This window comes from Rathayibacter sp. AY2B7 (assembly GCF_002931635.1).
Lineage (GTDB): Bacteria > Actinomycetota > Actinomycetes > Actinomycetales > Microbacteriaceae > Rathayibacter.
This window is the reverse complement of the sequence record NZ_PSUC01000011.1, coordinates 1-14,736: the sequence shown is the minus strand read 5'-3', so window position 1 is coordinate 14,736 and position 14,736 is coordinate 1. Positions and strand designations below refer to the sequence as shown.

Sequence of the window (14,736 nt, the reverse complement as noted above, 5' to 3'; positions counted from 1 at the left end):
GGAGGCGGAGGTCAGGACTTCGGGTGCTTGTCGTCCAGGGTGTCGGCGTCGAGCACGTAGGCGGCCGACTCGGTCGAGTCGGTCTCGGGGTCGGCGGCGAGCTTCGCCTTGCGCTGCTGCTGGAAGAAGTGGAACAGCGTCGGCACCAGCGCGAGCACGACCGCGCCGATCAGGATCACGTCGATGTAGTGCGAGACGAAGTCGGCGACCGGCGGGATGAAGGCGAGCAGCCACCCGATCAGGGTGACCCCGCTGCCCCAGATCAGGGCGCCGATGAGGTTGTAGAGGCTGTACTTGCGGTAGTTCATGTGGGCCACGCCGGCCGCGATCGGCGCGAAGGTGCGGACGATCGGCACGAAGCGCGCGAGGATCACGGCGAGGCCGCCGAAGCGCTCGAAGAACGCGTTGGTCCGCTTCACGTTCTCGATGCTGAAGAAGCCGGACTCCTTGCGCTCGAAGATGCGCGGGCCGGCCTTGTGCCCGATCAGGTAGCCGACCTCGCCGCCGACGAAGGCCGAGAACCCGACAGCCAGGCAGATGAGCCAGATCGGGACGCCGAGGCCGCCGTTCGACGCGTTCTCGTGCGCCAGCAGGCCCGTGATGATCAGCAGCGTGTCGCCCGGGAAGAGGAAGCCGATCAGCAGTCCGGTCTCGGCGAACACGATGAGGCAGACCACGAGCACGCCCCAGGGGCCGAACGAGGTCAGGATCGTCTCCGGATCGAGCCAGGGGACGAGGGCGGCGTGATTCAACGGATCTCCAGTCGACGGGGGCCGGTGGCCGGTCGGCGGTCACGCGAGCGCGCTCAGCGTACCGGCCGATCCCGTGCGGAAGGAGGGACTCGAACCCTCACGCCTCTCGGCACAGGAACCTAAATCCTGCGTGTCTGCCATTCCACCACTCCCGCGTGCGGGCTCCAGTGTAGGAGGAGGGCCCCGCGCCTCAGCCGCGGGAGGCCGCCCGGGGGAGGTACCGCGGGATCCAGCGGGCGAGCGCCCCCGCTCCGCCCAGACCGAGCACCCCCATCACGACGGCGGCGAAGGGGAGGGAGATCAGGGCGGTGAGCGCCGACACGACGATCGGGGCGGCCGCGTTGCCCGCGTCGCCGGTGAAGCGGAACGCGCCGAGGAACGGGGCCGGATCGGCGGGGGGCGCGAGATCGGCGCCGATGGTCATCAGGATCCCGGAGCCGATGCCGTTCGCGGCCGCGAGCACGCAGGCCACGGCGACGAACCAGGGCACCGGATCGAGGGCGAGCACCGAGGCGGCGAGGGCGAGGTGGCCGAGCCCGAGGCCGATCATCGAGGGGATCGCGGTGGCGCCCCGGCCGAAGCGGTCCATCAGCTGGCCGCCGGCGTAGAAGAGGGCGAAGTCGAGCGCGCCGGCGATGCCGATGATGATCGCGGTGTCGGTCTCGGCGAGCCCGATGCTCACCGCCCAGAGGGGGAGGATCAGCGTCCGGCTCGCCCGCAGCGCCCCGATCACGGCGGCGCCGGTCCCCATCCGAGCGAGGACCCCGCGGTGCTCGCGCAGCGTCCCGAGCAGCGACTGCGGCGACTCCGGGACGGTCGCCGACGCCTCCGCGGCGACCACGTCCTCCGGAGCGGCGCGGTCGGCCGCGGCCTGCGCCCGCCGCAGCACCGTCGCGGGGTCGGGCACGAGCAGCAGGACCACGACCGCCGCCACGCAGCAGACGATGTGCACCCAGAAGACGGACTCGACGGAGCCGGTGAGGTGCACCACCCCGGCCGCCAGGAACGGGCCGATCAGCCAGCCGGCGCGGAACGCCCCGGCGAGGGCGCTGAGCGCGCGGGCGCGGTGCGTGATCGGGACGAACGACGTCATGAACGCGTGCCGCGCCAGCGCGAAGACCGCGGTCGCGAGGCCGATCACGAAGACGCCGATCGTCAGCCCGACCCATGACGTCGAGAGCAGGCACACCACGAGCCCGAGGATCGACGCGGCCGAGGCTCCGAGCATCGCGCCGCGCTCGCCGATCCGCGAGACGATCCAGCCGCTGGGGATGTCGCCCGCCAGCTCGCCGATCATGATCATCCCCGCCACGAGGCCCGCCAGGGCCAGCGTCGCGCCGAGGTCGCCGGCCGCGGCCGGCAGGAGGGGGATGATCGCCCCCTCGCCGATGGAGAAGAGGAGGGTGGGGAGGAAGGTCGACAGCAGCAGCGGCCCGACGGGGAAGGGGCGCGGAGCGGTGCTGGTCACCGTCCCCAGGGTACGCCCGGGCCGGAGGGCGGCCCCCGGCCCCCGGTAGTCTGGACGCACCATGCTGGACAACGACTTCACCGAGCAGATCACTGCTCTCCGCTCCACCTTCGCCGACATCCGCGCCGTCATCGACGTGGACGGTCTCCGCTCGAAGATCGCCGAGCTCAGCGAGCAGGCCGGCGCCCCCGACCTGTGGGACGACACGGCCAACGCGCAGAAGGTGACCAGCGCCCTCAGCCACCGCCAGTCCGAGCTCGCGCGGATCACCGCGATCGACCGGCGCCTGGACGACCTCGAGGTGCTCGTCGAGATGGCGAACGAGGCCGAGGACGCCGAGTCCGAGCAGGAGGCGATCGCCGAGCTCTCCTCCCTCCAGAAGGTCATGGGCGAGCTCGAGGTGCAGACCCTGCTCGACGGCGAGTACGACGACCGCCCCGCCGTGGTGACCATCCGCGCGGGAGCGGGCGGCGTCGACGCCTCCGACTTCGCCGAGATGCTCATGCGCATGTACCTCCGCTGGGCCGAGAAGCACAAGTACGCGGCGACCGTCATGGACGCCAGCTACGCGGAGGAGGCGGGCATCAAGTCGGCCACCTTCCAGATCGACGCCCCCTACGCCTTCGGCACGCTCTCGGTCGAGGCCGGAACCCACCGCCTCGTGCGGATGAGCCCCTTCGGCGCCGCGGGCAAGCGCCAGACCTCCTTCGCCGCGGTCGAGGTCATCCCGCTGATGGAGGAGGCCGGGGCGATCGAGATCCCGGACAACGACATCCGAGTGGACGTCTTCCGCTCCTCCGGCCCCGGCGGCCAGTCGGTGAACACCACCGACTCCGCGGTGCGCCTCACCCACCTGCCCACCGGCACCGTCGTGTCGATGCAGAACGAGAAGAGCCAGATCCAGAACCGCGCCGCGGCGATGCGCGTGCTCCAGTCGCGGCTCCTGCTGCTGCAGAAGGAGCAGGAGGCGGCCACCAAGAAGGAGCTCGCCGGCACCATCACCGCGAGCTGGGGCGACCAGATGCGCAGCTACGTCCTCGCTCCGTACCAGATGGTGAAGGACCTGCGCACCGACCACGAGGTCGGCAACCCCTCGCACGTGTTCGACGGCGATCTGGACGGCTTCATCGCCGCCGGGATCCGCTGGCGGAAGTCCTCCTAGCGCGGCTCGGGCGCGTCCCCACCGACGCGCCGCGCGCCCCCTCGGCGGACTCTTCGGGATCGTCGCTTACCCTCGTACCGACATGATTCGCTTCGACAACGTCTCCAAGCAGTATCGGGGCGGCACGAGACCCGCCCTCAACGCCATCGATCTCGAGATCCTCCGGGGCGAGTTCGTCTTCCTCGTCGGCGCCTCCGGCTCCGGCAAGTCGAGCTGCCTCCGCCTGATCCTCAAGGAGGAGCGCCCCTCCTCCGGGTCGATCCACGTGCTCGGGCAGAACCTCGGCAAGATCTCGAGCCGCAAGGTCCCGTACTTCCGCCGCAACATGGGCGTCGTGTTCCAGGACTTCCGGCTGCTGCCGAACAAGTCGGTCTTCGACAACGTCGCGTTCAGCCTCCAGGTGATCGGCAAGTCGAAGGGCTACATCCAGGAGGCCGTTCCGGACACGCTCAAGATGGTGGGCCTCGCGGGCAAGGCGTCGCGCCTGCCCCACGAGCTCTCCGGCGGCGAGCAGCAGCGCGTGGCGATCGCCCGCGCCGTCGTCAACAAGCCGGCCGTCCTGCTGGCCGACGAGCCCACGGGCAACCTCGACCCGACCACGAGCGCCGGCATCATGGCGCTGCTCGAGCGGATCAACGCGGGCGGCACGACCGTGATCATGGCGACCCACGAGGCCGGCATCGTCGACCAGATGAAGCGCCGCGTCATCGAGCTCTCGGCAGGCAGCATCGTCCGCGACGAGAGCCAGGGCGGCTACGGCCAGACCGAGAGCATCACCGTCGTCCACGACGGCGTCGTGGTCGTGGCGGCCGACGACCACGCGGTCGCCGAGCAGCCCGCGCCCCCGGCGATCATCGACAGCGAGCTCGCGCCCGCCGAGGTCCCCGAGATCGACCTGCGCCAGGAGGCCCCGGCCCCGCCGCCCGAGCCGGCCCGCCTCTCGCAGACCGCCGCCCAGCCCCGCGTCCCCGAGGGCCGCCGCTCCGCCGCCGTCGAGCCGGAGCGCGAGCCGGAGCCGGCCGCCGAGCCCGCCGCCGCCCCGCGCGTCGTCGAGCTGCAGAGCCAGACCGGTCCGATCTTCCTCCCCGCCGACACCGGCGCCCTGCCCGAGGAGTCGCTCGCCGCGCGCCTCGGCCTCCGCGCCCACGCGGGCGAGGGCGACGAGACCGGCGACGACCAGCAGAACGTAGGACCCGTCAAGTGAGATTCGCACTGATCTGGTCGGAGGTCGCCAGCGGCCTCCGGCGCAACGTCTCCATGGTCGTCTCGGTGATCCTGGTGACCTTCATCTCCCTCACCTTCGTCGGCACGGCGATCCTGCTCCAGATGCAGATCGGCCAGATGAAGAACTTCTGGTACGACAAGGCGCAGGTCGCGGTGTACATGTGCACCGCCACCTCCGGCGGCTCGAACTGCAGCGGCTCCGACGCCACCGCCGAGCAGATCGACGCGGTGCAGGGCCAGCTCGAGGGCGCCACGCTCGCGCCGTACATCGACCGCTCCTACTTCGAGGACCACGACCAGGCCTACGCGAACTTCCAGGAGCAGTTCGCGGGCAACCCGGTCGCCGAGTACGTCACTCCCGACCTGCTCAACCAGACCTTCTGGATCAACCTGAAGGACCCGACCCAGTCGGACGTCATCGTGGAGAGCCTGTCGAGCGTCTCGGGAGTCGAGAGCGTCACCGACCAGCGGCAGTACCTCGACCAGATCTTCTCGATCCTCAACGCGGCGAGCTACACGGCCATCGGCATCGCCGTCCTGATGCTCGTCGCGGCCGTGCTGTTCATCGCCACCACGATCCGCCTCTCGGCGTTCTCGCGGAGACGGGAGCTGGGCATCATGCGGCTCGTGGGGGCCTCGAACCGGTTCATCCAGACCCCGTTCATCCTCGAGGGGGTCTTCGCCGCGCTGGTCGGCTCGATCCTCGCGGGAGTCGCGGTGGTCGCCATCGTGCAGGTCTTCGTGCAGGGGTTCCTGGCGTACCGGATCCCGCTGACCTCCTTCGTGGGACTCGACGACGCTCTGATCGTCGTGCCGATCCTGATCGTGGTCGGCATCGTACTGGCCGCCGTCTCGGCGAACGTCGCGATCGCACGGTACCTGCGGGTCTGATCCCGGACCGGACGTATACTGGTGGGCTGTCCCGTTCGGGGCGGCCCACCGGTGCATCGCCCCGACGATGCCCGCCCCCTTCATCCGCTCGCGACCCGAGGAGCAGCCATGCCCAGAGAACAGGGACAGAAGGTCGTCGCGACCAACCGCAAGGCGCGCCACGACTACCTCATCGAGGACACCTACGAGGCGGGCCTCGTGCTCACCGGCACCGAGGTGAAGTCCCTCCGGGCCGGCCGCGCCTCGCTGGTCGACGGCTACGCCTTCGTCGACGGGGGAGAGGCGTGGCTCGACGCCGTCCACATCAACGAGTGGGCGCAGGGCACCTGGACGAACCACCCGCCGCGCCGCAAGCGCAAGCTGCTGCTGCACAAGGCGCAGATCCTCAAGATCCACAACAAGGTGAAGGAGGGCGGGTACACGCTGATCCCGCTCTCGCTGTACTTCAGCGACGGCAAGGCCAAGGTCGAGCTGGCCGTGGCCAAGGGCAAGAAGGACTACGACAAGCGCCAGGTCCTCCGAGAGCGCCAGGACCGCCGCGAGGCGGACCGTGCGATGTCGACCCGCCGCCGCCTCGGCGAGTAGGCTCCGGCGGGCACTGTCCGACGGGTGCCGCGCAAGCCTCTTCTTCACGCCCCGCGCTTTGGGAGACTGGGGCGCGTGACCTCCCCCGAGAACAGCGCCCCCGCCGCCCTGAGCGCCGCCGACGAGAAGACGCGGTGGCGCGCTTTCGCGGTGAGCGTCGGAGTCGCGGCCATCACGATCCTCGACCTCTCGAAGGTCAACGTCGGCCTGCCGTCGATCGAGCGCTCGCTCGGAGCGGACGCGAGCCAGCTGCAGCTGATCGTCGCGGGCTACGCGCTCGCCTTCGGACTGGCGCTCGTGCCGGCCGGCCGGCTGGGCGACATCCGCTCGCGCCGCCTGCTGTTCCTGATCGGGCTGACCGCGTTCACGGTGACGAGCCTGCTCTGCGCGCTCGCGCCGTCGATCGAGCTGCTCGTCGTCGCGCGCTTCCTGCAGGGCGTCGCCGCGGGCATCCAGATGCCCCAGGTCCTCGGGCTGGTGCAGCAGATGTTCACCGGCGCCGAGCGGGCCCGGGCCTTCGGGGTCTTCGGCGCGACCATCGGCCTGTCGACCGCCTTCGGCCCGACCCTCGGCGGCCTCCTGATCGCGATCGGCGGCGAGCAGGACGGCTGGCGCCTGCTGTTCTGGATGAACATCCCGCTGGGCGTCGCCGCGTTGGTCTTCGCCTGGAAGCTCATCCCGAAGAAGCGCTCGCGGCCCGAGGGAGACCGGTCCCTCGACCCGGTCGGCCTGCTCCTGCTGGCGGTCGCGATCTTCGCGTTCATGCTGCCGTTCCTGCTGACCACGGGCTCCTCCTCGGACTCGCCCTACCGCTGGTTCTGGCTGGTCCTGGCCGCGGCCGCCGCCGCCGTCTTCGTGCGCTGGGAGGCGCACTACGCCGTGTCGGGGCGGACGCCCGTCATCGACTTCCGCATCTTCCGGACCAGCTCCTACCGCAACGGCATCCTGGTCGCGACCTCCTACTTCGCCGCGATCCCGGCGACCTTCCTCCTTACGACGCTCTTCCTCCAGCAGGGGCTCGGCCTCGAGCCGGTGTTCGCCGGCATGGTGAGCATCCCGTTCGCGCTGACCTCGGCGGTGACCGCCTGGTACGGCGGCAAGCTCGTGCAGCGCTACGGCCGCGCACTGGTGGTGCTCGGCATCGTGCTCGTGGTCATCGGCTTCACGCTCGTGCTGCTCGCCGCCGAGCTCCTCCCGGCCGAGACCGCGGCCTACGGCATGGGTGCCGCGATGCTCGTCGCCGGGGCCGGCGGCGGCTTCGTCGTGTCGCCGAACCAGACGCTCACCCTCGCCGAGATCCCGCCGGCGCAGGGCGGCGTGGCGGGCTCCGTGGGCCAGCTCGGCCAGCGCGTGGGCACCGCGGTCGGCACCGCCTGCGCCTCCGCCGTCTTCTTCGCGACGCTGGCGAGCGAGCAGGGGATGGCGGAGGGGCTGGACCGGTACCACGACGCCTTCCGCAACGGCTACTTCGTCACCCTCGGGCTGATCGCGCTCGCGCTCGTGCTGGGTCTGCTCGATCTGCGCCGCCGCCGGGTGACCGCCCGCGGAGCTGAGGTAGACTAGGACCCGTAACTCCACAGTGTGCGACGAACGACCCACTCCAGCGGCCTCCGGGCCGTCGAGTGCTCGCGGGGATGATCGGTTTCGACATTGCCTGCGAAACTGCGAGAAGCGGGTCGAGGATCCAGGGTCATCTCGTCAACGATCCCTGGAAAACACAGGTGCCGAACAGAAGCGCACCGACTTCGCTCTCGCTGCCTAAGCCAGAGTAGATAGTCCGTCAGCCCGTGGGTGCGTCCTCGCCCCGGATCCTGGCGTCATCTAGAGGACTTGCTGCGTCGTTACGCCTGAGGGCGACGCGGGACTTGCACTCGGGCTGGGCCCGTCGACCGATGCGCCGATGGTAACGGTCGGGGCCGAGCAGAACGCTCTCATCGGCTACACCCGTAGAAGGCGCAGAATCACAGCGATGGACGGGGGTTCGATTCCCCCCATCTCCACCACGGTCGTCGTCGCACACTGGGAGCTCCGCTCCGCCGCCCTCACGACGGGCGCACGTCGAGCTGTCTGATCCGCCCGTAGAGGGTGAGCATCGCCAGCCGGTCGTCGTCGTCGTGCGCCGGGCCGGCGAGAGCCTGCGGCGGGGCCCAGTCCCGGTAGAGCACGCCCGGCGCCAGCACGGCGACGGCGGTGCCGGCCGGGTAGTGAGCGCTGCGGTCCACCGGCAGCTCGGCGAACGCGTCGGGCAGGAGCCGGTGCAGCACCTCCAGCAGAGGACGGAGGCGAACTGCTCGCGCCTCGTGCACGGAGAGGGTCACAGCGTTCATCGCGGCGAGCGCGGCCACCAGGTGCTCGGCGGCGTCGTCGTCGTCGCACCGCTCGGTGACCAGCAGCGAGATCACCCCGCGCGGCTTCAGCCAGCCGAGCGTGGCGGCCTCGGCGTCGCCGTCCACCGAGACGACGCGGTCGGAGGCGTGGGCGTAGTCGTGCAGGAGCCGCGACCAGACGTCGCCCGGGCCGGGCCCGTCGACTTGCGCGACCGCCTCCGCCGCGGCGAGCAGGGAGCTCTGCCGGTGGAGCCTCGGGAACAGGCTGTCCGCCGGTCCCCAGTGCTGCTCGGCCGTGCGCCAGCGCTCGGGGGGTTCCTGGTCGTGCCGGTCCTGCATGTCGACTCCTGAGCCGCCGGTCTCCGCGCCCCCTCGCGCCTGCCGGTCGTCCCTTCACCCTGCGCTCCGCCGGAGCGCGTGTCAATGAGTCGAACGGGGGTCGATCGGAGCCGTGGTCAGCGAGCGGAGCCGAAGAGGCTGCCGGTGGTGGAGTCGTCGGCCGGATCGAGGACCGCGCAGACGATCGTGCGGTCTCCGTGGCGCCAGCCGACCTCGGAGGGGACGAGCGAGCGGTACTCGAGGGCGGAGTCGCCGTAGGCGATCCCCATCACGGCGCCGAACTCCGGCTCGCAGCCCGCCTCGGCCTGGGCGAGCAGCGTGTTGCGGCTGGTGTAGCGGTCTCCGGGCTGCGCGAACGTGTGGAAGACCTCCAGGGCGTGCTCCTCCGCGCACGGGACGACGTCCACGTCGGCGATGCGGTCGTCGCCCGGGTCGGCCAGGCAGTCGCCGCGCCGCAGCGAGAACACGTCGGTGACGCCGGCGGTCGCCACCGTGCCGCCCTCGTCACGCACGGCCTCCGGACCGTCCGGCCCGACGACGGAGGAGCAGCCCGAGAGGAGCAGGAGGAGCGCCGCCGAGGCGAGCGCGGCCGTCCGGCTCCTCATCGCGGCGCCACGATCGCGAGCACCTCGTCGTGCAGCAGGCCGTTGGTGGCGACGGCGCTGCCGTGCCACGGCCCGTCCTCCCCGTCGGCGGAGGTGAAGCGGCCGCCCGCCTCCTGCACGATCGGCACCAGGGCCGCCAGGTCGTAGGGCTTCACGTCGAACTCGCCCGCACCGTCGAGGAGACCTTCGGCGACGAGCATGTAGGGCCACGCGTCCCCGTACGCCCGGTCGCGCCAGACGGCGCCGGCGAGCTCGAGCAGCTGCGGGAGACGGCCCGCGCCCTCCCACTGCTGAATGCTGTTGTAGCTGAAGGTCGCCGAGGCGAGCGTGTCGATCCCCGAGACGCGCAGCGGTCGCGGCTCGGCCCCGGCCTCCAGCTCGACGGCCCAGGCGCCGGAGCCCTCGGCCGCCCACCAGCGCGTGCCGAGAGCGGGAGCGGAGACGACTCCGACGACGGGGACGCCGTCGACCGCGAGCGCGATCAGGGTCGCCCAGATCGGGACGCCGCGGAGGAAGTGGGCAGTGCCGTCGATCGGGTCGAGGATCCACTGCCGCGAGGCCTCGCCCGAGGTGCCGAACTCCTCGCCGAGGATCGCGTCGTCCGGACGCTCGGCGGCGAGCAGCGCGCGGATCGCCTCCTCGACGGCGCGGTCGGCGTCGGTGACCGGGGTGCGGTCGAGCTTCGTGTCCACGACGAGGTCGAGCGCGCCGAACCGCTCCCGCGAGATCGCATCGGCCGCGTCCGCCAGGCGGAGGGCGAGTCGGAGGTCGTCGTCGAAGCTCTGGTCACTGCTCTGCGAGGTCACGCGACCACGATACCGGTGGGTCCCGCGGAGCCTCCGATCGCTGCCGCGGGCGGTCCGTCGCACTCGATTTGACGAGACGGGGGGAGACGCTGGTAATGTGATCCCTCGGTTCGGCACGCACGATCAGCCGGCCGGAACGCACCTCTAGCTCAATCGGCAGAGCAACTGACTCTTAATCAGTGGGTTCTCGGTTCAAGTCCGAGGGGGTGCACCACCAGCCCCGCACCTCCTCGTGAGGTGCGGGGCTTCGTCGTTCCCGGTCCGTGTCCGTTCCCGACCTCCTCGGAGCGCCCGCGGGGGGAGCGCCGGCCCGTGCTCACTTGCTGGAGGGTGCGGCGGTCGACGGGTCGAGCAGCGGCAGGACTCCGCGGAAGCCGACGCTCGTGGAGCCGATCCCGATGTCGAGCGCGTCGGAGGCCCGGGCCTGATCGGCGGCGGCGGCGGTCAGGCTCAGGGTGATGCCCGTCCGCGTGAAGGTCCGGGCGACGGTGCTCCAGGCGAGGTCGACGTCTCCGTCCGCCGACGCTAACAGGCGCCTGAGCATCCGCACGGTGTCCGGCGCAGAATGCGGACCGACCCCCGTTCGCGTGGCAAGATCTCCGTTCGCTTCCGTTTCCCTCCAGAAAGGACCGATGTGCCCGAAGACGTCCTCCCCGTGATCGGCTCGATCGCGCTCGCCGTGGTGATCGCGGTCGTGATCGCCGTGGTCGCGACCGCCGTCGTCGCCCTCGTGCTGCGCTCGGTCGGCAAGCGCAAGACCTGGGCGCGCCTGCTGATCCGGCGTCTGCGCATCCCGTTCCGCGTGCTGCTGATGACCATCGCGGTCTGGGCCGCGCTCGCCGCCACCGTGTCGGGCGACCCCTGGCCGGGTCTCGTGCAGCGGGTGTTCCAGATCGCCACGATCGGCACGGCGGCGTGGGTGATCGGCTCCCTGTTCGTGTTCCTCGAGGATCTGGGCGCCGAGCGCTACCGGACCGACACGGCCGACAACCGCCGGGCACGCCGCCTCCGCACGCAGATGACGATCATCCGGAGGGTCGCCGTGGCGGCCGTCGTCGTCATCGCGATCGGCGCCTCGCTGCTGACCTTCCCCGAGGCCCGCACGGCCGGTGCGAGCCTCCTGGCCTCGGCCGGCGTGCTCTCGATCGTGGCGGGCCTGGCCGCGCAGTCGAGCCTCACGAACATCTTCGCCGGGATGCAGCTCGCCTTCAGCGACGCCATCCGCCTGGACGACGTGGTGATCGTCGAGACCGAGTGGGGGCGGATCGAGGAGATCACGCTGACCTACGTCGTCGTCCACCTCTGGGACGACCGCCGCCTGGTGCTGCCCACGAACTACTTCACGACCCAGCCGTTCCAGAACTGGACCCGCACCGGGTCCGAGCTGCTCGGCGCCGTCGAGCTCGACCTGGACTGGCGGGTGAGCCCCGAGCAGATGCGCGACGAGCTGCACCGCATGCTCGAGGAGACCGACCTCTGGGACCGGCGCACCAGCGTCCTGCAGGTGACCGACGCGACGGGCGGCTTCGTCCGGATCCGGGTGCTCGTCACCGCGAAGGACGCGCCGACGCTCTTCGACCTGCGCTGCTACGTGCGCGAGCGGCTCGTCTCGTGGCTGCACGAGAACGACCCCGTCGCCCTCCCGCGTCAGCGCGTCGAGATGGAGCGGGAGCCCGCTCCCGCCGCGACCCCGCGTCGGCACGGGTCCTCCGCCCCGGACAACCTGTTCTCGGGCGACGAGCGCTCGAACGAGCGGGGGGCGATGTTCACGGGTCTCATCGACCTGCGGGACACCCCGAAGCGGGAGCTGCCGCCGCGGGACTGACTCCTGCGAGGACGCCGCTCCCACGGCCGCACCCGGGGTGCGCGCGGCGAGCGGCGTCCCGCAGGGCGGTCAGCGGTTCACGGAGCTCATGTCGGCGTAGCGATCGCCGACGGGGGCCTCGAGCGCGCCGAGGACGTCGAGCTGCTCCGCGGTCAGCACGAGGGCGTCCGCGGCCGCGTTCTCCTCGATGCGCGAGACGCGCTTGGTGCCCGGGATCGGAGCGATGTCCTCGCCCTGGGCGAGCAGCCAGGCGAGCGCCACCTGCGCGGCGGTCGCGTCCGCCTCCGCCGCCACACGGTCGACGGCCTCCACGATGCGGAGGTTCGCCTCCAGCGCTCCGTCGGCGAAGCGGGGGTTGTCGCGGCGGAAGTCGTCGCTGCCCAGCTCGGCGACCGAGCGGATGCTGCCCGTGAGGAAGCCGCGGCCCAGCGGCGAGTACGGGACGAAGCCGATGCCGAGCTCGCGGAGGACCGGCAGCACCTCCGCCTCGGGGTCGCGGGTCCAGAGCGAGTACTCGGACTGCACAGCGGTGACCGGGTGCACGGCGTGAGCACGCCGGATCGTCGCGGGCGCCGCCTCCGAGAGGCCGTAGCCGCGGAGCTTGCCCTCCTGGATCAGCTCCGCGAAGGCCCCGGCGGTCTCCTCGACCGGGACGCCCGGGTCCATGCGGTGCTGGTAGTAGAGGTCGATGCGGTCGGTCCCGAGGCGCGCGAGCGAGCCCTCGACGGCGAGCCGCAGGTTCTCCGGGGAGCCGTCGAGTCCGCGGCCCCCATCGCCGCGGTGGCGGATCATGCCGAACTTGCTCGCCAGCACGACCTCGTCGCGGTGGCCGGCCAGCGCGCGGCCGAGCAGCTCCTCGTTGGTGTACGGGCCGTAGATCTCGGCGGTGTCGAGGAACGTGACGCCGAGATCGAGGGCGCGGTGCACGGTGCGGATCGACTCCGCGTCGTCGGTGCCGGCGCCGGTGTAGAACGCCGACATGCCCATCGCGCCGAGACCGAGGCGCGAGACCTCGAGGGCGGCGACGTCGGATCCGAGGGTGATCGTCTTCATCAGTGGGTGGTCCTCTCCTGGTACGCCGCGATCTTGATGTCGATCGCGGCGAGGCTGGCGTGTGTCCGGGCGAGCTGCGCCTCGACCTCCTCGCGGTGCGTCCGCAGCAGCGCGAGGCGCTCCGGCTCCGTGGCGGGCCCGATCCGGAGGAGCCGGGCGTACTCGCGGATCCTCGCGATCGGCATCCCGGTCGCGCGGAGCTTGGTGAGGAAGTCGACCCAGCCGACGTCGGCCGGCCGGTAGCGGCGGTGCTGCGACGAGGCGCGCTCGACCGGGTCGAGCATGAGCCCGGCGCGCTCGTAGTAGCGCAGAGTGTGCACGGTGAGACCGGTGACGGCGGCGACCTGCGAGATCGACAGCACCTCCGGCTCGGCCGGGGCGGCGGTGGCGGTGGACATGGCGTCAACCTACGACTTCGAGTGCGCTCGAGGTCAAGCGGGAGCGGACGACTCAGCCGACCTCGCGGCTGAAGCCCAGGAGGGCCTCGGCGATGCGGGTGTCCGCCTCCTCGTGGCTGATGGTCGCCTCGCCGTCGCCCGCCTGCGGCCCGTACCAGCCGAAGTCGGCGTGGTTGGCGCCGTCGATCTCGACGAGGTCGGCGGAGGAGGGCAGCCGGACGCTCGCGTCGGCGACCTTCTCCGGCGTGCTGAGCCCGTCCTCCGATCCGCTGACACTGAGGACGGGGAGCCCGGAGCCCGAGAGGTCGTTCGCGCAGTAGCTGCCGAGCAGCACCAGGCCCGCCACCGCCGGGTCCTCGGCCCACTGGCAGGCCTTCACGCCGCCGAGGGAGTGGCCGCCGACGAGCCAGCGGTCGACGCCCTCGGCCTGGCTGGTGAAGGTCTCGAGCGAGCGGAGATCGAAGAAGGCCAGGTGCAGGATCGGCCGCGTGATCACGACGGTCGCCCCGGCCTCGACCAGCGGAGCCAGGGTCGCCTCGTAGGAGGAGGCGTCGACCTTCGCTCCGGGGATGAAGACCAGGCCCGTGCCGGCCAGCTCGCCGGTCGAGGTCGGCGTCATCACGAGCGCGTCGTCCGTGCGCTCGACCGCGATCGCCGGATCGGCGCGCACGCGGGCGAGGGCGTCCTCGTCGGGGCCGCTGACGATCGAGCTCCAGGTGAGGAAGCCGAGGACCGCGACTCCGAGGACTCCGCCGATGCTCGCGAGAACGACGCGGCGGCGCCTCATCGGGCTGCCGCGATCGCGTCGGCCGCCTGCACCAGGGCGAGGTGGGAGAGGGCCTGGGGAGTGTTCCCCGCGTGCCGGCGGCCCTCGACGTCGTACTCCTCCGAGAGGAGGCCCACGTCGTTGCAGAGCCCGACGAGCCGGTCCATCAGGGTCCGCGCGTCGTCGATCCGGCCGGAGTCGGCGTACTGCCGGACGAGCCAGAAGGAGCAGGCGAGGAACGGGTGCTCGCCGCCGGCGAGGCCGTCGACCGAGGACTCGGTCCGGTAGCGGTGCAGCAGGCCGTCCTGCAGGAGCACGCGCTCCAGCTCGGCGACGGTGCCCAGCATCCGCGGGTCGTCGGCGGGGACGAAGCCGACCATCGGCAGCACGAGGAGCGACGCGTCGACCTCGGGCGAGCCGTAGGACTGCACGAAGTGGCCGCGCTCGATCGGGGCGTCCGCGCCGTGCGCGAGAACGGCCTGCCCGGTCCGGTCGAGACCTGGGAGCGCCTCCGCGACGAGGTGCGCGCCGAGAT

At 71.6% G+C, this 14,736-nt stretch carries 16 protein-coding genes, 2 tRNA genes and 1 other RNA gene; 8 read left to right on the top strand and 11 right to left on the bottom strand.

The genetic code is table 11. From position 1 onward, the window contains the following. Positions 1–11 precede the first annotated feature (11 nt). The 3 genes from C5C27_RS03815 to C5C27_RS03805 all read right to left on the bottom strand — a co-directional run bounded on the left by C5C27_RS03815 (position 12) and on the right by C5C27_RS03805 (position 2,220). A complete protein-coding gene (locus tag C5C27_RS03815) occupies positions 12–752 on the bottom strand; it encodes a DedA family protein (RefSeq protein WP_104238166.1) in 741 nt (246 codons plus the stop codon). Positions 753–826: 74 nt separating this feature from the next. Next, positions 827–907, bottom strand: a tRNA-Leu gene (locus tag C5C27_RS03810). 35 nt (positions 908–942) lie between these two features. After that, a complete protein-coding gene (locus tag C5C27_RS03805; protein ID WP_258059482.1) occupies positions 943–2,220 on the bottom strand; it encodes an MFS transporter in 1,278 nt (425 codons plus the stop codon). A 61-nt stretch (positions 2,221–2,281) separates the two neighbouring features. On the opposite strand from C5C27_RS03805, the gene prfB reads away from it, so the two are divergent. From prfB to ssrA, 6 genes are all read left to right on the top strand, one after another. After that, complete coding sequence (gene prfB, locus C5C27_RS03800; RefSeq protein ID WP_104226967.1) at positions 2,282–3,382, top strand: peptide chain release factor 2; 1,101 nt, start codon at positions 2,282–2,284, stop codon at positions 3,380–3,382. Positions 3,383–3,464: 82 nt separating this feature from the next. Then, complete coding sequence (ftsE, locus tag C5C27_RS03795; RefSeq protein ID WP_104233202.1) at positions 3,465–4,586, top strand: cell division ATP-binding protein FtsE; 1,122 nt, start codon at positions 3,465–3,467, stop codon at positions 4,584–4,586. Next, positions 4,583–5,497, top strand: a complete 915-nt coding sequence (gene ftsX / locus C5C27_RS03790) for a permease-like cell division protein FtsX (RefSeq protein ID WP_104313663.1) — start codon at positions 4,583–4,585, stop codon at positions 5,495–5,497. Before ftsE ends, ftsX begins: the two co-directional genes overlap by 4 nt. Before the next feature lie 108 nt (positions 5,498–5,605). Further along, positions 5,606–6,082: an SsrA-binding protein SmpB gene (smpB, locus tag C5C27_RS03785; RefSeq protein WP_104223558.1), complete on the top strand. Its 477-nt coding sequence runs from the start codon at positions 5,606–5,608 to the stop codon at positions 6,080–6,082. A gap of 75 nt (positions 6,083–6,157) precedes the next feature. Continuing rightward, positions 6,158–7,645 (top strand): MFS transporter, encoded by a 1,488-nt coding sequence (locus C5C27_RS03780; RefSeq protein ID WP_104313662.1) that lies wholly within the window; start codon positions 6,158–6,160, stop codon positions 7,643–7,645. A gap of 67 nt (positions 7,646–7,712) precedes the next feature. Continuing rightward, positions 7,713–8,085: a transfer-messenger RNA gene (gene ssrA / locus C5C27_RS03775) on the top strand. A gap of 39 nt (positions 8,086–8,124) precedes the next feature. Here ssrA and C5C27_RS03770 read toward each other — a convergent pair. From C5C27_RS03770 to C5C27_RS03760, 3 genes are all read right to left on the bottom strand, one after another. Further along, positions 8,125–8,748 (bottom strand): hypothetical protein, encoded by a 624-nt coding sequence (locus C5C27_RS03770; RefSeq protein ID WP_104313661.1) that lies wholly within the window; start codon positions 8,746–8,748, stop codon positions 8,125–8,127. A 116-nt stretch (positions 8,749–8,864) separates the two neighbouring features. Then, entirely contained in the window at positions 8,865–9,353 is a 489-nt protein-coding gene (locus C5C27_RS03765) for a septum formation family protein (RefSeq protein WP_104238162.1), read from the bottom strand. Then, positions 9,350–10,159: an inositol monophosphatase family protein gene (locus C5C27_RS03760; RefSeq protein WP_104313660.1), complete on the bottom strand. Its 810-nt coding sequence runs from the start codon at positions 10,157–10,159 to the stop codon at positions 9,350–9,352. Before C5C27_RS03760 ends, C5C27_RS03765 begins: the two co-directional genes overlap by 4 nt. Before the next feature lie 138 nt (positions 10,160–10,297). Here C5C27_RS03760 and C5C27_RS03755 point away from each other — a divergent pair. Then, positions 10,298–10,373 (top strand) — tRNA-Lys (locus C5C27_RS03755). A gap of 102 nt (positions 10,374–10,475) precedes the next feature. On the opposite strand, the gene C5C27_RS03750 is transcribed toward C5C27_RS03755, so the two are convergent. After that, entirely contained in the window at positions 10,476–10,703 is a 228-nt protein-coding gene (locus C5C27_RS03750) for a hypothetical protein (RefSeq protein WP_104313659.1), read from the bottom strand. A gap of 90 nt (positions 10,704–10,793) precedes the next feature. Between C5C27_RS03750 and C5C27_RS03745 the strand changes: the two genes are divergently transcribed. Beyond that, positions 10,794–11,984 (top strand): mechanosensitive ion channel family protein, encoded by a 1,191-nt coding sequence (locus C5C27_RS03745; protein ID WP_258066490.1) that lies wholly within the window; start codon positions 10,794–10,796, stop codon positions 11,982–11,984. A 69-nt stretch (positions 11,985–12,053) separates the two neighbouring features. Here the strand turns inward: C5C27_RS03745 and C5C27_RS03740 are convergent, their stop codons facing one another. The 4 genes from C5C27_RS03740 to C5C27_RS03725 form a co-directional block, all read right to left on the bottom strand. Beyond that, positions 12,054–13,037, bottom strand: coding sequence for an aldo/keto reductase (locus tag C5C27_RS03740; RefSeq protein ID WP_104313657.1), 984 nt, complete (start codon positions 13,035–13,037; stop codon positions 12,054–12,056). Then, positions 13,037–13,435 carry a MerR family transcriptional regulator gene (locus tag C5C27_RS03735; protein ID WP_104223551.1) on the bottom strand — a complete coding sequence of 133 codons (399 nt, stop codon included), beginning with the start codon at positions 13,433–13,435 and terminating at the stop codon, positions 13,037–13,039. The genes C5C27_RS03740 and C5C27_RS03735 overlap by 1 nt, the downstream gene beginning before the upstream one ends. 52 nt (positions 13,436–13,487) lie before the next feature. Continuing rightward, positions 13,488–14,222: an alpha/beta hydrolase gene (locus C5C27_RS03730; RefSeq protein WP_104313656.1), complete on the bottom strand. Its 735-nt coding sequence runs from the start codon at positions 14,220–14,222 to the stop codon at positions 13,488–13,490. Beyond that, the coding region (locus tag C5C27_RS03725; protein ID WP_258066489.1) for a glycoside hydrolase family 15 protein at positions 14,219–14,736 on the bottom strand (518 nt) is incomplete at its 5' end. The genes C5C27_RS03725 and C5C27_RS03730, both read right to left, overlap by 4 nt.